The sequence below is a fragment of the Nocardia amikacinitolerans genome (assembly GCF_900215415.1).
Lineage (GTDB): Bacteria > Actinomycetota > Actinomycetes > Mycobacteriales > Mycobacteriaceae > Nocardia > Nocardia amikacinitolerans.
The window spans coordinates 1,769,780-1,795,971 of record NZ_OBEG01000001.1 but is presented as its reverse complement, the minus strand read 5'-3'; the positions used below and the strand labels follow the sequence as shown (position 1 = coordinate 1,795,971).

Sequence of the window (26,192 nt, the reverse complement as noted above, 5' to 3'; positions counted from 1 at the left end):
TGCGACCACGCCGCCGGTCCATCGTGGGGTTGTCGACGAGCAGGTGCGGCACCCGACCTCCGTTGTCGAAAGCAGTCGGCGCTCGAGATCAACGCTCGAGCGGACCGCTCGAGAATACTCAGCGCAGCGCGCCCGCGGCCTCTCGATCCAGCAACCACGTGGTCGATTCCTGCCCGGCCGCGCCCGCGGCGGGAATGTCGACCGGCTCGGCCCCGCCGACCGCCGCGGCGACGGCTTCGGCCTTGCTCGCGCCTGCGACGACCAGCATCACGTGCCGCGAGCGCCGCACGGCGGGCAGCGTCAGCGTGACGCGGACCGGCGGCGGCTTGGGGGAATTCGTCACGGCGACAACGAGTTCGTGTTCCTCGCGCACCGCGTCGGTGCCGGGGAACAACGAGTTGATGTGCGCGTCGGGGCCCATGCCGAGCAGGTGCAGGTCGAACGCGCCGTGCTCGGCGAGGTGGGCGTGCACCGCCGCCGAGTACTCGGCCGCGGCCTCGACCGGATCGGGGTACTCGCCGTCGGACGTCGCCACCGGGTGCACCCTGGCGTGGTCGACCGGCACGTGGTCGAGCAGCGCCTGCCTGGCCTGCAACTCGTTGCGCTCGGGATCACCCGCGGGGACGAAACGCTCGTCGCCCCAGAAGATGTCGAGCCGCGACCAGTCGATGTCGCCGGGCGACTTGCGCACCTGCTCGAGCATCGCGATGCCGGTGCCGCCACCGGTCAGCACCACCGACGCGGAGCCGCGCTCGGCCTGGGCGGCCGTCACCACCTGAACGAAGCGGGCGGCCGCCGCGGCGACGAGCGTGTCGGCGTCGGGGTGAACTTCGACGGTGTCGCTGGGAGTCTCACTCATAGGTCACCTTCTCGATTCCGGCGAGGGCTTCGTGATAGATCTCGTCGGCGTCGAGCCGACGCAGTTCCTCGGCGAGGCAGTCGCGAGTTTCCCGCCGCGCCAGGGCGATTCGCTGATCGGGATCGCCGGTGCGGGTGAGCGTCGCGGTGCGCCCGGTCTGCGGGCGTTCGATGGCCATGGACGCGGTCGGCCGGTTCACCTCCACCCGCAGCGCGCCCGAGCGCCTGCGCACCGGGCAGCCGAGCCGGGCGGCCAGCCAGCCGGCCAGCATGTCCAGCGCGGGCTCGTCGCGCAGCCCCGACACGGTCACCGACTCGACCGGTTCGAAGGGCGGCTCGTCCAGCGAGGCGGCCAGCAGCGCCCGCCAGTAGGTGATCCGGCTCCACGCCAAGTCGGTGTCGCCCGAGGCGTAGGAGGCGCGGCGCTTCTTGATCGTGGCCTGCGGGTCGGCGGCGAAGGTGGCGTCGGTGATGCGCCGGGTCGCCAGTCGTCCCACCGAGTCCTTGGACGGGAACTCCGGCGCGCCCCTCGGCCACCACGCCACCACCGGGGTGTCGGGCAGCAGGAACGGGATGACGACGCTGCTCTCGTGGCTCACCAGCTCGCCCTGCAGGCGCAGCACGATCACCTCGGCCGCGCCCGCGTCGCCGCCGACGCGGATCTGGGCGTCGAGCTTGGTCTCGGCCTCGCGGTCGCCGCGCGCGAGAACCACGACGCGACAAGGATGTTCGCGGCTGGCATCGTTGGCGGCGTCGATGGCGTCCTCGGCTTCGGAGCTGTCGAGCGTGCACACCACCAGGGTGAGCACCCGGCCCATGGTGATGACGCCGTTGCTCTCGCGCAGCTTCACCAGGCGCTTGGTGACCGCGCCGGTTGTGGTGTCGGGCATGTCGATGATCACGGGCGCCGCCATTCCCGGCCGGTGCGCTCGAGCATCTCGTCGGCCGAAGCCGGACCCCAGGTGCCCGCGGGATACGGGTCCGGCGTGCCGTCCGCCGCCCACCGCTCGAGCACGGGATCCAGGATGCGCCAGGACAATTCGACCTCCGCGTTCACCGGGAACAGCGACGGCACCCCGAGCAGCACGTCGAGGATCAGGCGTTCGTAGGCCTCGGGGGAGGACTCGGTGAACGCCTCGCCGTAACTGAAATCCATGTTGACGTCGCGCACTTCCATGCCCGAGCCGGGCACCTTCGAGCCGAAGCGCATGGTGATGCCCTCGTCCGGCTGCACACGGATCACGAGCGCGTTCTGCCCCAGTTCCTCGGTCATGGTCTGGTCGAAGGGCAGGTGCGGCGCCCGCTTGAAGACCACCGCGATCTCGGTCACCCTGCGGCCCAAGCGCTTTCCGGTGCGCAGGTAGAACGGCACGCCCGCCCAGCGCCTGGTGTCGACCTCGAGGGTGATCGCCGCGTAGGTCTCGGTCTTGGACTGCGGGTCGAAACCCTCCTCGTCGAGCAGGCCGACGACGTGCTCGCCGCCCTGCCAGCCCTCCGAGTACTGCCCGCGCGCCGTGGTCTCCTCCAGCGGCTCCACCAGCTTGGTCGCCGAGAGCACCTTGATCTTCTCGGTCTGCAACTGCTTGGGCTCGAAGCTGATCGGCTCCTCCATGGCGGTGAGCGCGAGCAGCTGCAGCAGATGGTTCTGGATGACGTCGCGGGCCGCGCCGATGCCGTCGTAGTAGCCCGCGCGTCCGCCGAGGCCGATGTCTTCGGCCATAGTGATCTGGACGTGGTCGACGTAGTTGGCGTTCCAGATCGGGTCGAACAGCTGGTTGGCGAAACGCAACGCCAGGATGTTCTGCACCGTCTCCTTGCCGAGATAGTGGTCGATGCGGAACACCGTCTCCTCCGGGAACACCCGGTTGACCAGCGCGTTGAGCTCGACCGCGCTGTCCAGGTCGTGCCCGAACGGCTTCTCGATCACCACCCGCCGCCACGGCTTGCGCCCGGCGATGTCGGTGGTGGTCGGCTGCGCGAGCTTGTGCTCGGAGAGCTGATCGAGCACCACCGGGAACATGTTCGGCGGAATCGAGAGGTAGAAGGCGTGATTGCCGCCGGTGCCGCGCTCCTTGTCCAGCCTGCCGAGGGTGTCGGCCAGCTTGGCGAAGGCGGCGTCGTCGTCGAAGGTGCCCTGCACGAACCGGATTCCCTCCGCAAGGTGGTCCCAGACCTCCTGGCGGAACGGCGTGCGGGCGTGCGCCTTCACCGCGTCGAGCACGACCGCGGCGAAGTCCTCGTCCGCGTAGTCGCGCCGCGCGAAACCGACCAGCGCGAAACCCGGGGGCAGCAGCCCCCGGTTCGCCAGGTCGTAGATGGCGGGCATCAGTTTCTTGCGGGACAGGTCACCGGTCACACCGAAGATGACCATGCTGCACGGTCCCGCGATCCGCGGTACCCGCTTGTCCCGCTCGTCGCGGAGTGGGTTCTTCCAGACTGTCGACGTTTTGGCCGAGCCTGCCATGGGATTCAGTTGCCCCCGGTCGACGACGCTGCGCCCAACTCCTCGGCGGTGGCGGAAAGCAGTTCCTCCCAGGACTTCTCGAACTTGTCGACGCCCTCGCGCTCCAGCACCTCGAACACGTCGTCCAGGTCGATGCCCACCGCGGCGAGCTTGTCGAAGACCTCCTTGGCCTCCGCCGCGGTGCCGCTGACGGTGTCGCCGCGCACCTCGCCGTGGTCGGCGACCGCCTCGAGCGTCTTCTCCGGCAGCGTGTTCACGGTGTTCGGGGCGACCAGCTCGGTGACGTAGAGGGTGTCGGGGTAGTCCGGGTTCTTGACGCCGGTCGACGCCCACAGCGGCCGCTGCCGGTTCGCGCCGACCGAGGCCAGGTGCGAGTAGGTGGAGGTGTGCTTGCCGCCGTCGAACACGTCCTGGTACTCGGCGTAGGCCAGGCGGGCGTTGGCCACACCGGCCTTGCCGCGCAGCGCGAGCGCCTCGTCGGAGCCGATCGCCTCGAGCCGCTTGTCGATCTCGGTGTCCACCCGGGACACGAAGAACGAAGCGACGGAATGGATCTTGGCCAGGTCGTAGCCCGCGCCCTTGGCCTTGCGCAGACCGTCCAGGTAGGCGCCCATCACCGAGCGGTAGCGCGCCACCGAGAAGATCAGCGTGACGTTCACGCTGATGCCCTCGGCGATCACCGCGGTGATGGCGGGCAGGCCCGCCTCGGTCGCGGGGATCTTGATGAAGAGGTTGGGGCGGTCCACCGTCTTCCACAGGTCGATGGCCTGGGCGACGGTCTTCTCGGCGTCGAAGGCCAGCCGCGGGTCGACCTCGATGGAGACCCGGCCGTCCACGCCGCCGGAAGACTCGTACACCCCGGCCAGCACATCGCAGGCCGCGCGCACGTCGTCGGTGGTGATGGTGCGGATCGCCGCGTCGGCGTCCGCGCCCTGTGCGGCAAGCGCTTTCACCTGCGCGTCGTAGGCGTGGCCCTGGCTGAGCGCGCCCTGGAAGATCGTCGGGTTGGTGGTGACGCCGACGACGCTGCGGGTCGCGACCAGCTCGGCCAGGTTGCCGGACTGGATCCGGTCCCGCGACAGATCGTCGAGCCACACCGAGACGCCCGCCGCGGCGAGCGCGGCGAGGTTTTCGTTCTGTGCCATGAGGTCTTATCCCTTCACGTTGTCCAGCGTGCGCTGCGCGGCGGCAACGACCGCGTCTTCGGTGATACCGAACTCGCGGAACAGGGTCTTGTAATCGGCCGAGGCGCCGAAGTGCTCGATGGACACGATCTCGCCCGCGTCACCGGCGAACCGGTGCCACGGCATCGCGATACCGGCCTCGACGACGACGCGCGCGCGGATCGCGGGCGGAAGCACCTCGTCCCGGTAAGCCTTGTCCTGCGCGTCGAACCACTCCACACACGGCATCGAGACCACCCGGGTACCGATGCCCTGCGCCTCCAGCGTAGTGCGCGCGGCCACCGCGAGGTGCAGCTCCGAGCCGGTGGCGATCAGGATCACCTGCGGGGTGCCGGTGGACGCCTCGGCAAGGATGTAGCCGCCCTTGGCGACGCCCTCGTAGCCGGTGCCCTCCAGGATCGGCAGGTCCTGGCGGGTCAGCGCCAGCGCGGAAGGGCCGTCCTGGTGCGGCATCTCGGAGACCGAGAAGTGCGAGGCGTTCTCGGCCGATTCACGCTCGAGGATGGCCCGCCAGGCGTAGGTGGTCTCGTTGGCGTCACCGGGACGGACCACGTTCAGGCCGGGAATCGCGCGCAGCGCGGCCAAGTGCTCGATCGGCTGATGGGTCGGGCCGTCCTCGCCGAGGCCGATGGAGTCGTGGGTCCACACGTAGATCGCGGGCACCCGCATCAGCGCCGCGAGGCGGACCGCCGGGCGCATGTAGTCGCTGAACACCAGGAAGGTGCCGCCGTACGGGCGGGTCGGGCCGTGCAGCGCGATGCCGTTGAGGATCGAGCCCATCGCGTGCTCGCGCACACCGAAGTGCAGGGTGCGGCCGTACGGGTTGGCCTTCCACATGCCGGTCGAGATCGACTCCGGGCCGAAGCTCGGCTGGCCGGGCATGGTGGTGTTGTTGGACTCGGCGAGGTCGGCCGAGCCGCCCCACAGCTCGGGAAGCACGTCGGCCAGCGCGGCGAGCACCTTGCCGGACGCCTTGCGGGTGGCCATGCCCTTGGGGTCGGGCTCGTGCACCGGCAGGTTGGCGGTCCAGCCGTCCGGCAGCCTGCGCTCGGTGAGGCGGTCGAACAGCGCCTTGTTCTCCGGGTTGGCGGCGGCCCAGGCGTCGAACTGCTCCTGCCAGGCGGCGTGTGCCGCCTTACCGCGCTCGACGGCCTTGCGGGTGTGCGCGATGACGGCGTCGTCGACCTGGAAGCTCTGCTCGGGATCGAAGCCGAGGATCTTCTTGGTCGCGGCCACCTCGTCCGCGCCGAGCGCCGCGCCGTGCGAGGCGCCGGTGTTCATCTTGTTCGGGGCCGGGTAGCCGATCACGGTGCGCAGCACGATGATCGAGGGCTTGCCGGTCTCGGCCTTGGCGGCCTCGATGGCGGCCTCGATCGCGACGACGTCCTCGCCGCCCTGCACGGTCTGCACGTGCCAGCCGTAGGCCTCGTAGCGCGCGGCCACGTCCTCGGTGAAGGCGATGGTGGTGTCGTCCTCGATCGAGATCCGGTTGTCGTCGTAGATCACGACGAGATTGCCCAGCTGCTGGGTGCCAGCGAGCGAGGACGCCTCGGAGGTGACGCCTTCCTCGAGGTCGCCGTCGGAGGCCACCACGTAGACGAAGTGGTCGAAGGGGCTGGTGCCCGGCGCGGCGGCCGGGTCGAACAGGCCGCGCTCGCGGCGGGCCGCCATCGCCATGCCGACCGCGGAGGCCAGACCCTGGCCCAGCGGGCCGGTGGTGATCTCGACGCCGTCGGTGTGCCGGAACTCCGGGTGGCCAGGAGTGAGCGAGCCCCACTTGCGCAGGTTCTTCAGGTCGTCCAGTTCCAGACCGAAGCCGGTCAGGTAGAGCTGGATGTACTGGGTGAGGCTGGAGTGACCGCACGACAGCACGAACCGGTCCCGGCCGACCCAGCTCGGGTCGCTCGGGTCGTGGCGCAGCACCCGCTGGTACAGGGTGTAGGCCAGCGGGGCCAGGCTCATGGCGGTGCCCGGGTGGCCGTTGCCCGCGTTCTGCACCGCGTCGGCGGCTAGGACGCGGACGGTGTCGACGGCCTTGGTGTCCAGATCCGTCCAGTCGTCCGGGTAGTTCGGCTGAGTGAGGGCGCGGATGTCGTCTGTGACTGACACGACCGAGGTTCTCCTGACATTGGTCTCGTCGACGGCGGTGCTTGCTAACGGAGGTGGGAACGCACGGCAGCTGTGGCATGCATACCGGTTGTGTATCCAACCACCCTAGATGTGCCCGCTGAGCGCCATGCCGGGAACCCGGTTTAACGGGCGTACCTCGGCCTCGGCCCGGTTGTGCGCGGACCGATAGCGGACCGTGTCCGACTACGCGTCGCAGGTGATATCGCGCCTTCGCCGGGGACGTACGCGGCCGGATAGCGGACTGTGTCCGGGCCCACTGATTGGGCGCCGGGGCCGCGCGCCGGGCGGGGCTCGCGGCGGAGCGGTGTCGGCGGGGGTCTACCATCCTCTGTAGTAGTAGCCGCGCCGCATTCGGCTGTAGGGCGCCGAGGCGGACGGACGTCCGGCGCTCGCGCATCCGTGACCGGGTCCGAGCGAGCTGCTCGTTCCATTGCCGGATGCGATGCACAGCGTGCGAGGAGAGACAGTGCGGATTGGGCAACAGCCGGGTGGCAATGGCGCACACGGCTCCTCCGCGACGGTGCTTGCCGACCGTTTCACTGGTCCCGGCCTACCGTCCCGGCTGATGCGACGGGTGCTCGCCTACATCGCGTTGACCAAGCCGCGCGTCATCGAGCTGCTGCTCGTCGCCACGATTCCGACCATGCTGCTGGCCGATCGCGGCAGCGACGTGAACATGCCGCTGATCCTGGCCACCCTGTTCGGCGGCTGGATGGGTGCCGCGAGCGCCAACACGCTCAACTGCGTGGCCGACGCGGACATCGACAAGGTGATGAAGCGCACCGCCAAGCGTCCGCTGGCCAGGGAGGCGGTGCCGACCCGCAACGCGTTCGTCTTCGGCGTCGCGCTCGGCATCGGATCCTTCGTTTGGCTGTGGTGGCAGGCGAACCTGCTCGCCGGCGCGCTGGTCGTCGCGACCATCCTGTTCTACGTCTTCGTCTACACCCTCGGCCTGAAGCGGCGCACCTCGCAGAACGTCGTCTGGGGCGGCGCGGCGGGCTGCATGCCCGCGCTGGTCGGCTGGTCGGCGGTCACCGGCGGCATCGGCTGGCCCGCGATCGCGCTGTTCGGCGTCATCTTCTTCTGGACGCCGCCGCACACCTGGGCGTTGGCCATGCGCTACAAGGAGGACTACCGTGCGGCGGGCGTGCCGATGCTGCCGGTCGTCGCCACCGAGCGCACGGTGACCAAACAGATCGTCATCTACACCTGGTTGACCGTGCTCACCACGCTGGCGCTTGTCCCGGCCACCGGCGTGCTCTACGCCGCGGTGGCGCTGGTGGCGGGTGCGTGGTTCCTGCTCATGGCGCACCAGCTGTACGCGGGCGTGCGGCGCGGGGAATCGGTCAAGCCGCTGCGGCTGTTCCTCCAGTCGAACAACTACCTGGCCGTGGTGTTCTGCGGTCTCGCGGTCGACTCGGTGCTCGGCTGGGAGACCATCGGAAGCTTCTTCGGGTAATCGCCCGAATTCGAAGAAGGCCGACGCATCCCGCGTCGGCCTTTTTCGTCGGTGCGATCAGTCGCGGCGGCCGAGGTATCCGTCGGGACGGACGAGGACGCGCTCGCCCTCGACGGCGGCGTACGCCGAGAACGCGTGCCCGTCCACGTCGACCACGTGCGGTTCGGTGGTGGTCGCTCCGGGGCGCAGCACGGCGTAACTCCGCGCGCCCGGCTCGGTGGGCAGCGGGCCCGTCGCGCCGAAGCAGAGCAGCGTCGCGTGCGGTCCGCGGAAGAGATCGAACAGCCGCACCTGGCGTCCGTCGGCGTCCTTCACCGGCGCGTCGGGCGCGCGGTCACCCACCGCCAACGGCCGGTGATCGCCTGGCGCGCGGTAGCTGATGTCCAGCTGGCGGGTGTCCTCGCCGCGTGCGAGCGCGTCCTCGTCGCCGTCGGTCAGCTTGTTCAGCAGTGCGGTGCTGAGACCGAGCACCCGCGCCGCCACCGCCCGTCGCTCGGATTCGTAGGTGTCGAGCGCGGATTCGTCGCCGTCGAGTGCGGCGGCGAGCTTCCAGCCGAGGTTGTAGGCGTCCTGGATGCCGGTGTTCATGCCCTGGCCGCCGGTGGGCGGGTGCGTGTGCGCGGCGTCGCCCGCGAGGAAGACCCGGCGGTCCCGGAAGCGTTGGGCCAGCCGGATGTTCGGCCGCCAGACGGTGACCCAGGTGAGGTCGGTGAGCACGATGTCGGTGCGGCCGCTGTGGTGGTCGAGGTAGCGCTGGAGCAGCGCGAGCGTCGGCTCGGCGTTCTCGGTCAGCGGCGCGGCGACCTGGAAGTGCGCGCCGCCGGGCAGCGGTGACAGCACGATGCCGTCCATCGGACGCTCGGCGTCGGCGGCGAACCAGTAGCCGTACGCGTGGTCGAGGGCGTCGGCGCGCACGTCGCCCAGCAACATGCGGAGGGAGTCGTCCGTGCTGCCCTCGAACGGGATGCCGAGGTGTTTGCGCACCGTGCTGCGGCCGCCGTCGGCGCCGATCAGATATGCCGCCCGCACGGTCTCCCGCACGCCGTCGCGGTCCAGGATCGCGGTGACGCCGTCGTCGTCCTGCTCGAACGACACCAGGGCGGTGCCGGTCTCCACGCGAACCCCGAACTCGGCGAGCCGGTCGCGCAGGATCGCCTCGGTCCGCGACTGTCCGAGCACCCATCCATTGGGGTAGGGGACCGCGGGCGTCGGCGCGACGGGCTCGGCCATCCGGCGTTCCCCGGCGAACTCGCCGCCGAGGTAGGCGCGCAGCACCGGGAGTGGCGAGCCCGCCCCGAGCACCGCGTCGAGTACGCCGAGATCGTCGAACACCTCGAGCGTGCGCGGCTGGATGCCGTCACCGCGCGACCCGGCGAAGAATTCGGCGGCCTGGTCGACGATGCGCACCGGCACGCCGCGGCGGGCCAGATCGATGGCGAGGGTGAGGCCGGTCGGTCCGGCTCCTGCGATGAGTACTTGCACGACGACTCCGTAACTGAATTTAAATTCACTGAATGTTGATTCAGTATTGGAGTTGGTACGTTGTGCTGTCAAGGAGGTGGCGCGGTGGCGACGAGCCGCAAGGAGAGGTCGGCCGAGACGGAACAGGCGCTCAAGGCGGCCGCACTGCGGGTCTTCGCCGAACGCGGCTATCTGAACACCAAGATCACCGACATCACCGCGGCCGCCGGGCGGGCGGCTGGCTCCTTCTACAACCACTTCGCGAGCAAGGAAGACCTGCTCACGGCGCTGCTCCGGGATATGGCCGACGCGGGCGACGCGCGCGCCGAAGCGGAGGGCCACGACCCGGATTTCCGTCGTCCCGAGGCGGTTCGGTACCACATCGAGGGTTACTGGCGTTTCGCCCGCGAGCACGTCGCGGTGCTGCGCGCGGTCGAGCAGGCGGCCCTGGTCGATGCCGAATTCGGCCGCAGCGCAGCGCGGTTCGCGAAGGATCAGCGCGCCGACATCGCCGACCACCTGGATGGTTTCGCCGCGGCGGGCCTACGGCTGCCGAGCACGCCGGACGCGAGCCTCGCCATGATGTTCCTGCTCACGCAGGCGCTGTTCGGCGCCGTCGAGGACGGCAATGTCGAGCTGGACGACGACGAAGCCGTGGAAGGGCTGACCCGCTTCATCTACCGCGGGCTGACCGGCCGGGACTACTGAGTAACGGCCGCCTACAAGCTGTCCACGGTGGGCCGGTCTCCGGTTCGGGGTCAGCGTTGTCGGTGGCGCGGGTTGCGGGTCGACCCCCGCCGAGAACTCAGGGCAGCAGGACGATCGAGCCCGTGGTCTTGCGCCTTTCCAGATCACGGTGCGCCCGTTCGGCTTCCGCGAGTGGATAGGTCGCGCCGACCCGAATGCGCAGCGTCCCCTTCGCCAGTGCCGCGAGGATATCGCCGGCGCGCCAAAGCAATTCGGCGCGATCGCGGGTGTAGTGCACCAGCGACGGGCGGGTCAGGAACAGCGAGCCGCCCGCGTTCAAGCGCTGCGGGTCGAACGGCGGGACCGGTCCGCTGGCCGCGCCGAACAGGGCCAGTGTGCCGCGCACGCGCAGCGAGGCGAGACTCGCGTCGAAGGTGGACTTGCCGACGCCGTCGTAGACCGCCGCCACACCGACACCGTCGGTCAGCTTGCGGACCTGGTCGGCGAGGTCGTCGCCGTAGCGAAGCACCTCCGCCGCGCCCGCTTCCCTGGAAAGCGCCTCCTTCTCGTTGGAGGACACGGTCGTGATGACCCGCGCGCCCCGCGCCGCGGCCAGCTGGGTCAGGATCAGGCCGACACCGCCCGCGCCCGCGTGCACCAGCACCGTCTCGCCGGGTTCCGGCTGGTAGATCGACTCGATCAGGTAGTGCGCCGTCATGCCCTGGAGCAGCGCCGACGCGGCGACCGGCGCCTCGACGCCGTCCGGCACCGGGATCGCGACGGCGGCGGGGACCACGACCTTCTCGGCGTAGCTGCCCGGAGCCGCCGCCCACGCGACCCGATCGCCCACCGCGAACTCGGTCACACCGGAGCCGATCGCGCACACCACGCCGGTGCCCTCGGAGCCGGGCACGTAGGGGACCGGCTGCGGGTAGGTCCCGGTGCGGATATAGGTATCGATGTAGTTGACGCCGATCGCCTCGGTGGTCACCAGCAGCTGATCCGGCCCGACACTCGGCTCCTCGACCTCCGTGTACCGCAGGACCTCGGGACCACCGTGTTCGGAAACCTGAATGGCGCGCATAGCATTCAGTTCTACACCCGCCGGGTCTGGACCACCTCCTACCGGTCGGTAAACTCGCGGGCATGAGCGAGCGCAGCGAGCGAATCATGGGCACAGCGCCCTCGGGCATGCCGGAGCCGAGCGTCAGCGAGGCGCAGGCATGAGCGTTGAGACCGCCCCGGCCCCGGTGAAGGTGTCGAGTTCCCTCGTCGACTCGGTGAAGGGCTTCCTCGCCGATCACGGTGGTTCGGCCACGGCCGTCCTGCAGCCGATCGGCCGCATCGGCGTGCGCGTCACCCTGGTCGGCGCCGACGGCATCCTCGGCGACCGCGTGGTCGACGATCTGCCCACCGCCAAGCGTCTGGTCGAGATCGTCGACGGCCTGACCGAGGCCGACGAGTGGGACCGCGAACTCACCTCCGTCGTCACCCCGCGCAAGAGCCACTGGGCGCAGATGGCGGGCTGGGTCGCCCGCCAGACCCGCTTCCCCAAGGCGCGCAACGAGAAGTGACCTGGCGGCCCCGGCCGTCAGGATACGGCTCGGGCCACCAGGACCGGGCACGGTGCGTGGTGCAGCAGGTTCTGGCTCGTCGAGCCGAGTAGCAGGCCGGTGAGCCGGTTGCGGCCCTGGCTTCCCGTGACGATGAGCTGGGCGTCCGCGCCGTGCTCGAGGAGTGCGCGGGTCGCCGGGCTCTGTAGCACCAGCTTCTCGACCTGGAGGTCGGGGAATTGGCTCGACCATCCGGCGAGCCGCTCGCTCAACAACTTTCGCTCCTGCTGCGCCAGGACCTCCCAGGCGTCGGGCACCGGCGTCCACTGCAACAGGTCCGGATCGTTCCAGGCGTGCAGCGCGACGACGCGCACGCCGAGCAGTGCGGCCATCTCGAAGGCCCTGCCGACCGCGGCGTCGCTGCCGGGGCTGCCGTCGACGCCGACCAGGACCGGTCGCTCGTCGGGCAGCGGATCGTCCACGTCGCCGCGCCACACCACCACGGGAGAGTGCGCTTTGTTCGCGACCCGCAGCGCCGTCGAACCGAGCAGCAGGGTGGTGATCCGGTCGTCGGCGGTGGCGGCCACCACCAGCAGCAGCGCGGTCTCGCTCGCCTCGACGAGTTCGTCGCCAGGCACGCCCTCCACGATCGTCTGGGTGATCTCCAGGTCGGGCTGGTCGGCGCGCACCGCGTCGACCGCGGCCGCGGCGTGCTTCTTCGCCACGAAGCGCAGCGTCGGCAGGATGTCGGCGTCGGCGACGATCGCGGCGGTGATCCGGTAGTCGATGGTCGGCACGATGCTGAGGACGACCAGTCGCACGCCCTCGCGCGCGGCGACGGCGCCCGCCCACCGCGCGGCGGCCAGCGCGGACCGACTGCCGTCGACGCCGACGACGATGGACTGCTGATTGGCGAACCTGGTCATCTCGCTGCCCTCCGGTGGTCTCGTCGCTGTGTCCTCGGCGCGGCCGTCGTCTCGGCTCGGTCTCCGCTCTTCTCCTACCCTCTTACCCATCGTGGCAGCCGTCACCGGATCGCCCACCGTGGCACGCGGCACGGTTTTGCCACCGGTATCGCGGCGTCGGTAGCGTCGCGGGGTGACTGAAATGGACGAACTGGACATCTATGAGCGGTACGAGGCCCAGATGTGGGCGCTGCACGACGATGTCTGGAACGCGTGGGGGCGACTCGATCCGGAAGTGTCGGCCCCGCGCTACCAATCGAGATTCATTCCGGCCGAGATCTGGGCCCACATGGGCGTGCAGGAGTCGGAGCCGCCAAGCATCGATCACCCCAGCTACCGGGTGGTGCGCCGCCAGTACGGGCTGGTGGTGACCAGCCTCGGCCTGTCGTTTCCCGCCACGTGGTCGGACGCCGACCCGACCAACGGCATCGAGGTGGAGGTCTACGCGGCCGCCACCGACATTCCGGCGGACGCACCGTTCGCGGACGTGATGGGTTCCTGGCTCGGGCAGATGGTGATGGCGGTCGCGCAGACCGCCTCGCAGCACGGATTCCGTTTCACCCGGAACTTGGAACACTATGGGACGCTGTCGGTTTCATTACCCGGACTGGACTTTCCTCCGGAGGCCGCCGGTAGCTATGTCGACGAGGACGGGCTGGTCACTGTGCTGCTGGGCTTGACCGGCGAAGGATTCCCGACCGCCGTCGCCGGTCCGCTGTCGGGAATCCGCATGGTCAACATCAAGCTGCTCACCCTCGCCGAGACCGCGTTCTGCGTCTCGGGCACCAGCGGCGTCACCGACGCGCGCGCCGAGATCGCGAACCGGCTTGTCGCCCAGGGGGATCCGCTCTGGTCGAGCCTGACACGGCCATCGGTGGTCTGACGCACACCGTTTCTGCGCGGTTCCGCTGGGAACCGCGCGGGATCAGGCGGACTGAGTCGCCGGGTCGGGCGCGACGGCGGGCACCGGTTCGCGGGTGCGCAGCGCAGCCCACAGGGCGGCGGTCGCCGCGGTGCACGCGCCTGCCCCGGCCACGTGGGTGACGACCAGCGCGGCGGGCACGTCGGTGAAGTACTGGACGACACCGACCAGCGCCTGCGCGCAGACCACGCCGAGCAGCACGAACAGACGGGTGCGCACCGTGCGGGAGATGCCGACCGCGAACAGTCCGAAGCCGAGGCCGACCAGCAGCGCCAGGTAGCCGACCAGCAGCTGCGAGTGCAGGTGCACCAGCGTGACGATCTCTACCTGCAACCGCTCGACCGGTCGTTCGATGCTCTTGTCGCCCGCGTGCGGTCCGGCGGCGGTGACCAGGGTGCCCGCGATCAGGACGCCGGCCAGCGCGACGCCGCTCAACGCGGTCAGCCAGCGCAGCGGCGCGGGCGCCTGGACGGTCTGGACGCCGTCGTCCGGCTCGCAGATCCGCGCGTAGAGGACCGTGGCCAGCCACACCATCAGCATCGACGCCAGCAGGTGCACCGCGACCGTCCACCACAGCAGACCGGTGCGCACGGTGATGCCGCCGATGATCGCCTGCACCACGGTGCCGCCCGGCATCAGCCAGGCGTAGAGCAGCACTTCGTTCCTGCGCCGCGCGCGGGTCACCGCGAGCACGATCAGCCCGGCGAACAGGGAGACCACGAAGGTCAGCAGCCGGTTGCCGAATTCGACGGCCTGGTGCACGACCGCCACCTCGGACACGCCGATCGGGGTGAAGCTGCCGGGGAAGCACTGCGGCCAGGTCGGGCAGCCGAGGCCGGAGGCGGTGACCCGGACGACCGAGCCGGTCACCGCGATGCCCGCCTGGGTGAGCACGACCGCGAGCGCGATCAGTCGCTGCGCCCGCAGCGAGGGGAGCGGGAGCTTGTCGACGAGTCGCAGGAATGCGCGATACAGCACGCAACGATGGTAGCGACCGGCGATCCGGCCACCGCACCCGGACTACTACATACCGTCGTTTGTACCGACGCTCACTCGAAACGGAACCAGCGCGCGGCCAGTGCGCCCGAGACGGCGCCCCACCCAGCGAGCACCGCGAGACCGAACCAGTCGACACTGCTGCGCAGCGCGTGCTCCAGCGTGACCGCGAGCGCGCCGGAGGGCACCAGCCTCGCCAACACGTTCACGGCGGTCGGCAGGTCGTCGGCGGCGAACACCACGCTGGCGATGCCGAGCATGACGAACCAGAGGATGTTCGCCAGCGCAAGCACGATCTCCGCCTTGAGCGTGCCGCCGAGCAGCAGACCCATCGCGGCGAAGGTGGCGGTGCCGAGCGCGATCACCACCGCGCCGAGCAGCAGCCCGGCCGGACCCGGCCGCCAGCCGAGCGCGAAACCGATGGCGCCCAACAGGATCGCCTGCAGGACCACCACGATCAGCACCGCGGCGCTCTTGCCGGCGATGATGCCCCATCGCGGCAGCGCGGTGGCGCCGAGGCGTTTGAGCGCGCCGTAGCGGCGGTCGAAACCGACGGCGATGGCCTGCCCGGTGAAGGCGGTGGACATGACCGCCACCATCATCACCGCGGGCACGATCTTGTCCACCCGGTCCTGGCCGAGACCGCCGAACGGCAGCAGCGTCAACCCGACCAGCAGCGTGATCGGGATGAACATGGTCAACAGCAGCTGTTCGCCGTTGCGCAGCAACAGGATCAGCTCGAGTCGGGTCTGCGCGGCGAGCATGGCGGCGCGGGTGGTCGGCCGCGGATCGGGCGCGAAAGTGCCCGGCGCGAAGCGGTTTGCGGTCGGTTCTGGCTTCGTCATCCGCGTAGGTCCCGTCCGGTCAGTTCCAGGAAGACGTCCTCGAGGCGGCGCTGGTCGATCCGGATGTCGGTGGCCAGCACGTTCAGCCGCGCGCACCACGCGGTCACGGTGGCGAGCACCTGCGGGTCGATCTCGCCCTCCACCAGGTACGAGCCCGGCGACGTCTCCCGCGGCGAGAAACCCTCGGGGAGCGCGGTTTTCAGCAGCTTCAGGTCCAGCTTGGGCGGCGCGGTGAAGCGCAGCTGCCCGGCGGCGCCGTGCGCGGTCACCTCGGCGGGCGTGCCGGAGGCGACGATGCGTCCGTGGTCGATGATGACGAGCTGATCAGCGAGTTGCTCGGCCTCGTCCATCATGTGCGTGGTCAGCACCACGGTGACACCGTCGCGGCGCAGCGCGTCGATCAGTTCCCACACGATCAGCCGCGCTTGCGCGTCCAGACCAGCGGTGGGTTCGTCGAGGAACACGATCTCCGGCCGCCCGACCAGCGCACACGCCAGCGCCAGGCGCTGCTGCTGACCGCCGGAGAGCCGCCGGTACGGTGTGCGGCGATTGTCTTGGAGCCCGAGGGTGCGCAGCAGCCACTGCGGGTCGAGCGGGTCGGCGGAATACGCGGCGACCAGGTCGAGCATCTCGCCCGCCCGCGCGCCGGGATAGGAGCCGCCGCCCTGCAACATGACGCCGATGCGCGAACGCAGCCGGTCCGAATCGGCGATCGGATCGAGGCCGAGCACCCGCACCGCGCCCGCGTCGGGACGCACGAAGCCCTCGCACATCTCGACGGTCGTCGTCTTCCCCGCGCCGTTGGGCCCGAGCAGCGCGAGCACCTGCGCCCGTTCGACATCGAAGGTCAGGCCGTCGACCGCGGTGGTCTCGCCATAACGCTTGACGACGCCGTCGACGCTAACGGCGGGTCCGGAGGCAGCGGTCACGAAGAGACACCGTAAGACGTCGGCTGCTGTGACGGAGCCGACACCCCCGCCTCAGCCCGCCACGGCAGGGAGTTACGGGTGATCGCGATGAACAGCACGCCGACGATGACGGTCGCGATGGCGGCGCCGACGATCTGGAACACCTCCAGATCGGCGCCGCGCGGCATCTGCAACACGCTCACCACCGCGGAGAACGCCACGGCGGGAACGCGGAAGACGGGCCGCGTCGCCCACGCCGCGAGCGGCACGATCGCCCACAGCAGATACCACGGCTGCACCACCGGGAACAGCAGCACGATGGCGCCGAGGGTGACGCCGAGCGCGCCGACCGGATGCAGGCGACCGGTGCCGGTGGCGACGAGCATGCGCACCGTCACGAACGCGGCGACCGTCGCGGCGATCGGGCGGGTGATGCTGAGCAGAGCCGTGGTGTGATCGCCGAGGCCGAGCAGTACACCGCCGAAACCGGTGATGATGCCGAGCGCGGTGGGCAACGACATCCAGCTGCGCACGGCGCTCGCGGTGTTGAGCGTGTGGATCCACCCGAAGCCGAGACCGCTCGCCGAACTGATCACGAGTGTGGTGCCGAGGGCTATCGCGCCGAGCATCGCGGCCGCTGTCACCACGGGCCGCCAGCCACCGCCCCAGCGTCGGGCGAGCGCCATCCCCACGAAGCCCATCGCGATGATCGAGGTGATCTTGATCGTCGACGACAGCGAGATGAGCAGCGCACCCGCGATGAGCAACGCGTAGGCCCGGCCGTCGAACGGATGGGTGTCCTCGATCGCCCGCAGCGCGAACTCGAGGCCCGCGAGCATCAGACCGATCATCAGCGCGTCGTTGTGCACGCCGCCCACCAGGTGGAACAGCACCAGCGGGTTCGCCGCGCCGAGCCACAGCGCGCTCACCCCAGCGACGCCGCAGCGGACCGACAGCCGCGGCAGCGCCCAGACGATCAAGGCGACACCCGCGAGCGCGAGCACCCGGTGCACCCAGACGCCGAGAATGATGTTGTCCCCGGTCAATTCGGCGATGCCGCGGCCGATCCACAGGAACAGCGGCCCGTAGGGGGCGGGCGTGTCACGCCAGATGGTCGGGACGTTGTTGGTGAGGACGTTGTCGATCCCGAGACCGGCGACCGGCCCTTCTTTGTAGGGATCGATGCCGCGCGCGGCGATCTCGCTCTGCGCCAGGTACGAGTACACGTCGTTGCTGAACAGCGGCGGGGCGACGCTGAGCGGGATGATCCACAGCAGCAGGGTGCGGTCGAGCTGCGAGCGGGTCAGCCGGTGCCGTGGGGAGCCGCCGATGCCGCCGACCGCGAAGCGGCCGAGCAGCAGCCACGCGAGCACCACGACGACCGCGCCGATCATGCACATCGCCAGCGACCCGGTGTGCGCCCTGGCGAAGATGCCGAGCACCCGCATGCCGGAGGTGGGATTCTGCTGCACCGGCTGCGCGCCGATGCCCAGCGCGCTGATCGCCATCAGCACCGTGCCGGTCGCGCCCATGAGCCGGATGCGGTCGAGCTGGACCAGCTCTCTGCGGTCGAGTTCGGGCACCTCGGATTCGTCGCGGTGCAACACCGCGATGGTGTGATCGGCCGCGGGCACGTCGAGACCGAGTGCCCGGCGCCCGAATACCACTGCCTTGCGCCGCGCGCCCTCCAGTACCGCCACGAGACGCAGCCTAATGGGCGCAGCCGGACGCAGTCCGTCAACAGCCCGCGCATGGCCGGAGCGACGCGGCTGTTGCGTATTTCCGCGAACCCGAGGGCGGGTGTGGCCAATGTCGCAGCGAGGCCAGACCTCGCATCGGTGGGGTGTGGTGAGGTCGCGAGACGGCGATGTATTCGTCCTCGGGTTCGGGGAAGTGGGGACGAGTCGCGGCGGAAAGCGCCAGGTTGGGGCGGTGCGAACCCAGTGAAGGCGTTGCCGCGGTCTCCGGTTTACTGAATCGCGGCCTCCAAGCCCCGAAGAAGGACAGCCGCCCAGACCCCGCGCGGCGCAGGTCAACCCCGATTCTACTCAGGGCATCCTTATTAGATTTCGGGAACGAATTCCGCCACACTGATGTTGTGAAAACCGTGGGTTTGCGGAAGAACGACGAGAGGTCCGGTCGCAAGACCGGTGCCGCGCCGTCCGCTGCCATCGCCACGGTCGGGGCCGAGGGGCATCACACCCGCGCCGCCATCGTCCAGCTGCTGCTGGAGGAGGGGCCGATCACCGCGACGGCGATCGGCAACAAGCTGGGGCTCGCCCCGGCGGGCGTGCGCCGCCACCTGGACGCCCTCATCGATTCGGGGCAGGCCAGGGCCAGCCGGTCCGCGCCGTGGCAGCAGAAGGGGCGCGGCCGTCCTGCCAAGCAGTACCAGCTGACCGCGGCCGGTCGCGGCAAGCTCGGGCACGCCTACGACGACCTCGCGGGCGCGGCGATCCGCCAGCTCGGCGAGATCGGCGGCGACCAGGCCATCACCGAGTTCGCCCGCAAACGGGCACGCACTATCGTGGCCGGGATCGAACCCGTCGCGGAACACACCACGGAGACCACCGAGGCCAAGGCCGAGGAGATCGCCGAGGCGTTCAACGACGCCGGGTTCGCCGCGTCCACGCGCAAGGTGGGCGCGGGCGTGCAGATCTGCCAGCATCACTGCCCGGTCGCGCACGTCGCCGAGGAATTCCCGCAGCTGTGCGAGGCCGAACTCGAGGCGTTCCGCGATCTGCTCGGCACCCATGTGCAGCGGCTCGCGACGATCGCCAACGGCGACTGCGCGTGCACAACGCACGTGCCGCTGCTCGTATTACCGATTACCAATTCCAAAGCCGCACAACCAGCCGCCGCACAGCCCGCGACGGTACGAACGAACGACTCCGGAAGGAGTGCCGAATGACGACGACCACCGACCAGGTGCAACCGCTCACTCAGGAAGAGACCATCGCTTCGCTGGGCAAATACGGTTACGGCTGGGCCGATTCGGATGTGGCCGGTGCCAGCGCGCAACGAGGCCTGTCCGAGGCTGTCGTCCGCGACATCTCGGCCAAGAAGAACGAAGAGCCCTGGATGCTCGAGCAGCGGCTCAAGGCGCTGCGCATCTTCGACCGCAAGCCGATGCCGAACTGGGGCTCCAACCTCGAGGACATCGACTTCGACAACATCAAGTACTTCGTGCGCTCGACCGAGAAGCAGGCCGAGAGCTGGGAAGACCTGCCCGAGGACATCAAGAACACCTACGACAAGCTGGGTATCCCTGAGGCGGAGAAGCAGCGGCTGGTCGCCGGTGTCGCCGCGCAGTACGAGTCCGAGGTCGTCTACCACCAGATCCGCGAGGACCTGGAGGCCCAGGGCGTGATCTTCCTGGACACCGACACCGGTCTGCGCGAGCACCCGGAGATCTTCCAGGAGTACTTCGGCTCGGTGATCCCCGCCGGTGACAACAAGTTCTCCGCGCTGAACACCGCCGTGTGGTCGGGTGGCTCCTTCATCTACGTGCCGCCGGGCGTGCACGTCGACATCCCGCTGCAGGCCTACTTCCGCATCAACACCGAGAACATGGGCCAGTTCGAGCGGACCCTGATCATCGTCGACGAGGGCGCCTACGTGCACTACGTCGAGGGCTGCACCGCGCCGATCTACAAGTCCGACTCGCTGCACTCCGCGGTCGTGGAGATCATCGTGAAGAAGGGCGGCCGCTGCCGCTACACCACCATCCAGAACTGGTCGAACAACGTCTACAACCTGGTCACCAAGCGGGCCAAGGCCGAGGCGGGCGCGACCATGGAGTGGATCGACGGCAACATCGGCTCCAAGGTCACCATGAAGTACCCGGCGGTCTGGATGACCGGCGAGTACGCCAAGGGCGAGGTCCTCTCGGTCGCGTTCGCGGGCGAGGGTCAGCACCAGGACACCGGCGCGAAGATGCTGCACCTTGCGCCGCACACCTCCTCGACCATCGTGTCGAAGTCGGTGGCGCGCGGCGGCGGCCGGGCGTCCTACCGCGGCCTGGTTCAGGTCAACAAGGGCGCGCACGGCTCGAAGTCGACCGTGAAGTGCGACGCGCTGCTGGTCGACACGATCAGCCGCTCGGACACCTACCCCTACGTCGACATCCGCGAGGACGACGTGACCATGGGCCACGAGGCGACCGTCTCGAAGGTCTCCGAGGACCAGCTGTTCTACCTGATGAGCCGCGGCCTCACCGAGGACGAGGCGATGGCGATGGTGGTGCGCGGCTTCGTCGAGCCGATCGCCAAGGAACTCCCGATGGAGTACGCGCTGGAACTCAACCGCCTGATCGAACTGCAGATGGAAGGAGCCGTCGGCTGATGGCCGTCGAGAACGTTGCCGAAGCCGCTGAGGCTCGTACTCCAGCGATCAACAAGGGCGAGGTCTTCACTTCGTTCGACGTGAACGCGTTCGAAGTTCCGCACGCGAAGGACGAGGCGTGGCGGTTCACCCCGCTGCGCCGCCTGCGCGGCCTGCACGACGGCACCGCGACCCGTGACGGCAAGACGCAGGTCGAGGTCACGCAGGTCGAGGGCGTCACCGTGGAGACGGTGGACCGCACCGATGCTCGCCTGGGCCAGGCGGGCATCCCGGCGGATCGCGTCGCGGCGCAGGCGTACTCCGGTTTCGAGCAGGCCACCATCGTGTCGGTCGGCTCGGAAACCGAAGTGGCCGAACCGATCACGATCACCATCACCGGTCCCGGCGAGGGCAAGACCGCCTACGGTCACCTGCAGATCCGGCTGGGGAATTTCGCCGTCGCCACCGTCGTCATCGACCAGCGCGGCAGCGGAACCTACGCGGAGAACGTGGAATTCGTGCTCGGCGACAGCGCCAAGCTGGTCGTCGTTGCGGTCCAGGACTGGGCCGACGACGCCGTGCACGCCACCGCCCACCACGCCGAGCTGGGCCGCGACGCGACCCTGCGGCACACCGCGGTGACCCTGGGCGGCGACCTCGTGCGCCTGACCGGCACCGTGAAGTACGACGGCCCCGGCGGTGACGCCGAACTGCTCGGCCTCTACTTCGCCGACGCGGGCCAGCACTTCGAGCAGCGCCTGCTCGTCGACCACGCGGTGCCCAACTGCAAGTCGAACGTGCTGTACAAGGGTGCGCTGCAAGGCGATCCGCATTCCGCGAAGGGCGATGCCCGCACGGTCTGGGTCGGCGACGTGCTGATCCGAGCGGCCGCCGAGGGCACCGACACCTTCGAGGTGAACCGCAACCTGGTGCTCACCGACGGCGCCCGCGCCGACTCGGTGCCGAACCTGGAAATCGAGACCGGCGAGATCCTCGGGGCCGGACACGCCTCGGCCACCGGCCGTTTCGACGACGAGCAGCTGTTCTACCTGCGCGCCCGCGGCATCCCGGAGGACGCCGCCCGCCGCCTGGTGGTGCGCGGCTTCTTCCACGAGATCATCCAGAAGATCGCGGTCCCCGAGGTCCGGGAGCGGCTCGAGACGGCCATCGAGGCCGAGCTCGCCGCGATCGGCGTCTGATCACCGAAACTCTTACCCCGCAAAGGAACTCCATGACCACCCTGGAAATCAAGGACCTGCACGTCGAGGTCGCCAACCCCGACGAGACCGGCGAGCCCATCAAGATCCTCAAGGGCGTGAACCTGACCGTGAAGTCGGGCGAGACGCACGCGATCATGGGCCCGAACGGCTCCGGCAAGTCGACCCTGTCCTACGCGATCGCCGGCCACCCGAAGTACACGGTGACCTCGGGCTCGATCACCCTCGACGGCGAGGACGTGCTCGAGATGTCGGTCGACGAGCGCGCGCGTGCGGGCCTGTTTCTGGCCATGCAGTACCCGGTCGAGGTGCCCGGCGTCTCGATGTCGAACTTCCTGCGCACCGCAGCCACCGCGGTCCGCGGCGAGGCCCCCAAGCTGCGCACCTGGGTCAAGGAGGTGAAGGAGTCGATGAGCGAGCTCGAGATCGACGCCGCCTTCGCCGACCGCAGCGTGAACGAGGGCTTCTCCGGCGGTGAGAAGAAGCGCCACGAGATCCTGCAGCTTGGCCTGCTCAAGCCGAAGATCGCCATCCTGGACGAGACCGACTCCGGCCTGGACGTCGACGCCCTGCGCATCGTCTCGGAGGGCGTCAACCGCTACAAGGAGCGCGAGGACGGCGGCATCCTGCTGATCACGCACTACACCCGCATCCTGCGCTACATCCAGCCGCAGTTCGTGCACGTCTTCGTCGGCGGCCGCATCGTCGCCGAGGGCGGCGCCGAGCTGGCCGAGGAACTCGACGCCAACGGCTACGTCCGCTTCACGTCCGCCGCCACCGCTGGAGCCTGACATGACCGCTACGGTCCGCACCCTCGACGTCGCCCGTATCCGGGCCGACTTCCCGATCCTGAGCCGCACGGTTCGGGACGGGAAACCGTTGGTGTACCTGGACTCCGGCGCGACCTCGCAGCGGCCGCTCGCGGTACTCGACGCGGAACGGCGATTCCTGACCGAGAGCAACTCGGCGGTGCACCGCGGCGCGCACCAGCTTGCCGAGGAGGCGACCGACGCCTACGAGGGCGCCAGGGCCGACATCGGCCGGTTCGTCGGGGTCGACGCCGACGAGATCGTGTTCACCAAGAACGCCACCGAATCGCTGAACCTGGTGACCTACGCGTTCGCCGACGACCGGTTCCCGTACCACGTCGGCCCCGGCGACGAGATCGTCATCACCGAGCTGGAGCATCACGCGAATCTCGTTCCGTGGCAGGAACTCGCGCGGCGCACCGGTGCGACGCTGAAGTGGTACGGCATCACCGCCGACGGACGGATCGACCTCGATTCGCTCGAATTGTCTTCCGCCACCAAGGTCGTCGCGTTCACCCACCAGTCGAACGTCACGGGCGCGGTCGCCGACGTGACCGAAATGGTGCGCCGGGCAAAGAAAGTCGGCGCCCTTGTGGTGCTGGACGCCTGCCAGTCGGTGCCGCACATGCCGGTGGACTTCCGCGAACTCGGCGTCGATTTCGCCGCGTTCTCCGGGCACAAGATGCTCGGCCCTTCCGGTGTCGGCGTGCTCTACGGCCGTCGCGAGCTGCTCGCGGAGACCCCGCCGTTCATCACCGGCGGCTCGATGATCGAGACGGTCACCATGGAGGCCACCACCTACGCCCCGCCGCCGCAGCGGTTCGAGGCGGGCGTGCCGATGACCTCGCAGGTGGTCGGATTGGGCGCTGCGGTGCGCTATCTGGACGAGATCGGCATGGATGCCGTTGCGGCCCATGAGCACACGCTGGTCGGCGCCACCCTGGAGGGGCTCGGCGCGATCGACGGCGTGCGCATCGTCGGCCCGACCGAGAACGTGGATCGCGGCGGCGCGGTGTCGTTCGTCGTCGAGGGCATCCACGCCCACGACGTCGGACAGATCCTGGACGACGAAGGCGTCGCGATCCGGGTCGGCCACCACTGCGCCTGGCCGCTGATGCGCAGGATGGGCATTCCCGCCACCGCGCGGGCCTCGTTCGCGGTCTACAACACGCTCGACGAGGTCGACGCGCTGGTCGCCGCGGTGCGGAAGGCTCAGAGCTTCTTCGGAGTTGCATAAGACATGCGCATGGAGCAGATGTACCAGGAAGTGATCCTGGACCACTACAAGCACCCGCACCACCGCGGGCTGCGGGAACCGTACGGCGCCGAAGTGCACCACGTGAACCCGACCTGCGGTGACGAGGTGACGCTGCGCGTGCAATTGGACGACAACGGCGACGTCGCCGACGTCTCCTACGACGGTCAGGGCTGTTCGATCAGCCAGGCCGCCACCTCGATCCTCACCGATCAGGTGATCGGGCTGCCCGTGCAGCAGGCGCTTAAGGTCGTCGACGCCTACAACGAGATGATCTCCAGCCGCGGCACCGTCGAGGGCGACGAGGACATGATCGGCGACGGCATCGCGCTTGCCGGTGTTTCCAAGTACCCGGCGCGGGTCAAATGCGCACTGCTGGGCTGGATGGCGTTCAAGGACGCCGTGGTCCGGATAACCTCCGCGGAAGAGACCAAGCGCACGATGGGCAGCGCCCTGCCGAAGGATGGGAAACGTCATGAGTGAGTCACCGGCGACCGAAGCGGACGAGCAGGTCGAACTCTCGGCCGAGGAGATCAAGCACCTCGAGGACATCGAGGAGGCGATGCGCGACGTCGTCGACCCCGAGTTGGGCATCAACGTCGTCGATCTCGGCCTGGTCTACGGCATCAAGGTCGAGAACGAGATCGCCAAGCTGGATATGACGCTGACCTCGGCGGCGTGCCCGCTCACCGATGTCATCGAGGACCAGTCGCGGAACGCCTTGGTGCGCAGCGGTCTGGTCGAGGATCTCGAGATCAACTGGGTCTGGATGCCGCCGTGGGGTCCGGACAAGATCACCGAGGACGGCCGCGAGCAGCTGCGCGCCCTCGGGTTCACCGTATAAGAGCGCGACTTCGCCGTCGCCGCGGCCATGTGCGGCCGTTCGAAATCGGGCCCGGATCGTGTCGATCCGGGCCCGATTCGTTTCTCGCGCCAATGGCCGACTTTCGAATGTCGATGCCGTCGGCAATGATTGCGGTGGCTCCGATTCCGGGGCCGATCCGAACAGGAAGATAATTCGATGAGATTGATGGGTAAGGTCGGCTTCGCCGTCGCGGTGAGCAGCCTTGCGGTGGGGTCGGTGCTCGGTGCCGGCTCCGCGAACGCGGCGAGCCAGCACGCGGCGATCGCGGTGAACCCCAACAGTTTGGTGTACGGCGTGAGCGTCAACGAGGCGAGCACCGCCGACGCCGACGCCGCGGCGATCGCCGACTGCGGCACGGACGGTTGCGAGGTGGCTGCCTCGTGGGCGAACGGCTGCGGTGTGCTGATGGAGAGCAACGACGCCGCCGTCGTGGCGTCCGGCCCGACCAGGGCGGATGCCGAGCGCGCCGGTTACCAGCGGATCGCGGAGGTCACTCCGACGGCGCTGCTGGCCAACGTCGGCTCCGCCAACATGAGCGGCGTGCGTATCGTCGAGGTCGTCTGCACGGCCAACGCGCGCTGATCGGCCCTGATCGTCCCGAACGTCCAGATGCCCTGGGGGCGTTGACGTTCGCGATCCGCTGAACATCTGGACAATTCGGGCACGCTCGGCAAGGATCTCCCCGTTATCGCTTCTGAACGGGGAGATCCTGTTGTCTGTGCTGCGCAAGTCGGCCCTTGCCGTCGCCGTGTCCTCCACCGCCGCCCTCGGGGTCGTCGCCGCCGGTGCGGCCGACGCGGCGCCCAAGCTCTACGGCACGCTGGCGTTCTCGCCGAGCACCGGCCGGGTGGTTGCCACGATGGACCATCCCAGCCGCGTCCAGGCCGACGCCGCGGCCATCCGCGAGTGCAACGTCTACGATTGCGACCTGGTGCTGAACGTCGTCGACGGCTGCGGCGCCATCGCCCGCGGCGCCGACGGCCGATTCGGCTGGGCCGCAGCAGGTTCCCGCGAAGAGGCCGAGCGGATCGCGGTGGCCTCGCTCGGCGAGAGCGCGCCGCCCTTCCCCGATCTTGGCAGTGCGTCTCCGCGTGCCGCGCAGGTCGCGGTGTCGGCCTGCACCAAGAACGTCGGGTGAGATTTCCGCCGGAGCTCGATTTCGGCGTCTCGGGCCTTGCTCGTGGCGAGCACCCCCCGGCGCCGATCCCTATTCAATGAAATGCGCAGGGCGAGTATTTCATTCGAAATGCTCCGGCGTTTTGGACATTTCGGATTTCGTGGACGATGATCT

The 26,192-nt window shown here is 69.3% G+C and carries 25 protein-coding genes; 13 read left to right on the top strand and 12 right to left on the bottom strand.

Features of this window, described 5'->3' with window-relative positions; all coding sequences use genetic code 11:
* Positions 1–118: 118 nt before the first annotated feature.
* From pgl to tkt, 5 genes are read right to left on the bottom strand one after another with little or no spacing between them, the layout of a single operon-like run.
* Complete coding sequence (gene pgl, locus CRP45_RS08245; RefSeq protein WP_097244430.1) at positions 119–859, bottom strand: 6-phosphogluconolactonase; 741 nt, start codon at positions 857–859, stop codon at positions 119–121.
* A complete protein-coding gene (gene opcA / locus CRP45_RS08240; protein ID WP_067780774.1) occupies positions 852–1,760 on the bottom strand; it encodes a glucose-6-phosphate dehydrogenase assembly protein OpcA in 909 nt (302 codons plus the stop codon). Before opcA ends, pgl begins: the two co-directional genes overlap by 8 nt.
* Positions 1,757–3,322 (bottom strand): glucose-6-phosphate dehydrogenase, encoded by a 1,566-nt coding sequence (gene zwf / locus CRP45_RS08235; RefSeq protein WP_097244429.1) that lies wholly within the window; start codon positions 3,320–3,322, stop codon positions 1,757–1,759. Before zwf ends, opcA begins: the two co-directional genes overlap by 4 nt.
* A gap of 5 nt (positions 3,323–3,327) precedes the next feature.
* Positions 3,328–4,467 (bottom strand): transaldolase, encoded by a 1,140-nt coding sequence (tal, locus tag CRP45_RS08230; RefSeq protein WP_097244428.1) that lies wholly within the window; start codon positions 4,465–4,467, stop codon positions 3,328–3,330.
* Between the two features lie 6 nt (positions 4,468–4,473).
* Entirely contained in the window at positions 4,474–6,615 is a 2,142-nt protein-coding gene (gene tkt / locus CRP45_RS08225) for a transketolase (protein WP_097244427.1), read from the bottom strand.
* 487 nt (positions 6,616–7,102) lie between these two features.
* On the opposite strand from tkt, the gene CRP45_RS08220 reads away from it, so the two are divergent.
* A complete protein-coding gene (locus tag CRP45_RS08220) occupies positions 7,103–8,095 on the top strand; it encodes a heme o synthase (protein ID WP_372508160.1) in 993 nt (330 codons plus the stop codon).
* Positions 8,096–8,152: 57 nt separating this feature from the next.
* On the opposite strand, the gene CRP45_RS08215 is transcribed toward CRP45_RS08220, so the two are convergent.
* A complete protein-coding gene (locus tag CRP45_RS08215; protein WP_097244425.1) occupies positions 8,153–9,577 on the bottom strand; it encodes an FAD-dependent monooxygenase in 1,425 nt (474 codons plus the stop codon).
* A gap of 84 nt (positions 9,578–9,661) precedes the next feature.
* Between CRP45_RS08215 and CRP45_RS08210 the strand changes: the two genes are divergently transcribed.
* Positions 9,662–10,264: a TetR/AcrR family transcriptional regulator gene (locus tag CRP45_RS08210; RefSeq protein WP_097244424.1), complete on the top strand. Its 603-nt coding sequence runs from the start codon at positions 9,662–9,664 to the stop codon at positions 10,262–10,264.
* Positions 10,265–10,361: 97 nt separating this feature from the next.
* Here CRP45_RS08210 and CRP45_RS08205 read toward each other — a convergent pair whose 3' ends face one another.
* Positions 10,362–11,327 carry a quinone oxidoreductase family protein gene (locus CRP45_RS08205; protein ID WP_097244423.1) on the bottom strand — a complete coding sequence of 322 codons (966 nt, stop codon included), beginning with the start codon at positions 11,325–11,327 and terminating at the stop codon, positions 10,362–10,364.
* Between the two features lie 139 nt (positions 11,328–11,466).
* Here CRP45_RS08205 and CRP45_RS08200 point away from each other — a divergent pair, with 139 nt between their 5' ends.
* Positions 11,467–11,817: a hypothetical protein gene (locus CRP45_RS08200; RefSeq protein WP_067780466.1), complete on the top strand. Its 351-nt coding sequence runs from the start codon at positions 11,467–11,469 to the stop codon at positions 11,815–11,817.
* Between the two features lie 17 nt (positions 11,818–11,834).
* Here CRP45_RS08200 and CRP45_RS08195 read toward each other — a convergent pair whose 3' ends face one another.
* On the bottom strand, positions 11,835–12,722 hold the full coding sequence (locus CRP45_RS08195; RefSeq protein WP_179830795.1) for a universal stress protein: 888 nt from the start codon (positions 12,720–12,722) through the stop codon (positions 11,835–11,837).
* A gap of 172 nt (positions 12,723–12,894) precedes the next feature.
* Here CRP45_RS08195 and CRP45_RS08190 point away from each other — a divergent pair, with 172 nt between their 5' ends.
* Positions 12,895–13,644: a hypothetical protein gene (locus CRP45_RS08190; RefSeq protein ID WP_143861374.1), complete on the top strand. Its 750-nt coding sequence runs from the start codon at positions 12,895–12,897 to the stop codon at positions 13,642–13,644.
* Positions 13,645–13,686: 42 nt separating this feature from the next.
* Here the strand turns inward: CRP45_RS08190 and CRP45_RS08185 are convergent, their stop codons facing one another.
* The 4 genes from CRP45_RS08185 to mptB form a co-directional block, all read right to left on the bottom strand.
* The gene (locus tag CRP45_RS08185) at positions 13,687–14,661 is read right to left on the bottom strand and encodes a COX15/CtaA family protein (RefSeq protein ID WP_097244420.1); all 975 of its coding nucleotides are present in this window, start codon (positions 14,659–14,661) and stop codon (positions 13,687–13,689) included.
* 71 nt (positions 14,662–14,732) lie between these two features.
* Positions 14,733–15,524 carry an ABC transporter permease gene (locus CRP45_RS08180; protein WP_097244419.1) on the bottom strand — a complete coding sequence of 264 codons (792 nt, stop codon included), beginning with the start codon at positions 15,522–15,524 and terminating at the stop codon, positions 14,733–14,735.
* On the bottom strand, positions 15,521–16,453 hold the full coding sequence (locus tag CRP45_RS08175) for an ABC transporter ATP-binding protein (RefSeq protein ID WP_097244418.1): 933 nt from the start codon (positions 16,451–16,453) through the stop codon (positions 15,521–15,523). Before CRP45_RS08175 ends, CRP45_RS08180 begins: the two co-directional genes overlap by 4 nt.
* Positions 16,450–18,132, bottom strand: a complete 1,683-nt coding sequence (mptB, locus tag CRP45_RS08170) for a polyprenol phosphomannose-dependent alpha 1,6 mannosyltransferase MptB (protein WP_097244417.1) — start codon at positions 18,130–18,132, stop codon at positions 16,450–16,452. Before mptB ends, CRP45_RS08175 begins: the two co-directional genes overlap by 4 nt.
* A gap of 398 nt (positions 18,133–18,530) precedes the next feature.
* Between mptB and CRP45_RS08165 the strand changes: the two genes are divergently transcribed.
* From CRP45_RS08165 to CRP45_RS08125, 9 genes are all read left to right on the top strand, one after another.
* Entirely contained in the window at positions 18,531–19,343 is an 813-nt protein-coding gene (locus CRP45_RS08165; RefSeq protein WP_084482528.1) for a helix-turn-helix transcriptional regulator, read from the top strand.
* Positions 19,340–20,776 (top strand): Fe-S cluster assembly protein SufB, encoded by a 1,437-nt coding sequence (sufB, locus tag CRP45_RS08160; protein WP_067780480.1) that lies wholly within the window; start codon positions 19,340–19,342, stop codon positions 20,774–20,776. The genes CRP45_RS08165 and sufB overlap by 4 nt, the downstream gene beginning before the upstream one ends.
* Positions 20,776–21,954, top strand: coding sequence for a Fe-S cluster assembly protein SufD (gene sufD, locus CRP45_RS08155; RefSeq protein ID WP_097244416.1), 1,179 nt, complete (start codon positions 20,776–20,778; stop codon positions 21,952–21,954). The genes sufB and sufD overlap by 1 nt, the downstream gene beginning before the upstream one ends.
* Before the next feature lie 32 nt (positions 21,955–21,986).
* Positions 21,987–22,763 (top strand): Fe-S cluster assembly ATPase SufC, encoded by a 777-nt coding sequence (sufC, locus tag CRP45_RS08150; protein ID WP_097244415.1) that lies wholly within the window; start codon positions 21,987–21,989, stop codon positions 22,761–22,763.
* Between the two features lies 1 nt (position 22,764).
* A complete protein-coding gene (locus tag CRP45_RS08145; RefSeq protein WP_067780488.1) occupies positions 22,765–24,018 on the top strand; it encodes a cysteine desulfurase in 1,254 nt (417 codons plus the stop codon).
* Positions 24,019–24,021: 3 nt separating this feature from the next.
* The gene (sufU, locus tag CRP45_RS08140) at positions 24,022–24,519 is read left to right on the top strand and encodes a Fe-S cluster assembly sulfur transfer protein SufU (RefSeq protein ID WP_067780490.1); all 498 of its coding nucleotides are present in this window, start codon (positions 24,022–24,024) and stop codon (positions 24,517–24,519) included.
* Entirely contained in the window at positions 24,512–24,880 is a 369-nt protein-coding gene (locus tag CRP45_RS08135) for a metal-sulfur cluster assembly factor (RefSeq protein WP_097244414.1), read from the top strand. Before sufU ends, CRP45_RS08135 begins: the two co-directional genes overlap by 8 nt.
* Positions 24,881–25,057: 177 nt before the next feature.
* Entirely contained in the window at positions 25,058–25,483 is a 426-nt protein-coding gene (locus CRP45_RS08130) for a DUF4189 domain-containing protein (protein WP_067780496.1), read from the top strand.
* Positions 25,484–25,619: 136 nt separating this feature from the next.
* Positions 25,620–26,039 carry a DUF4189 domain-containing protein gene (locus CRP45_RS08125; RefSeq protein ID WP_245910013.1) on the top strand — a complete coding sequence of 140 codons (420 nt, stop codon included), beginning with the start codon at positions 25,620–25,622 and terminating at the stop codon, positions 26,037–26,039.
* The last annotated feature ends 153 nt before the right edge of the window (positions 26,040–26,192 follow it).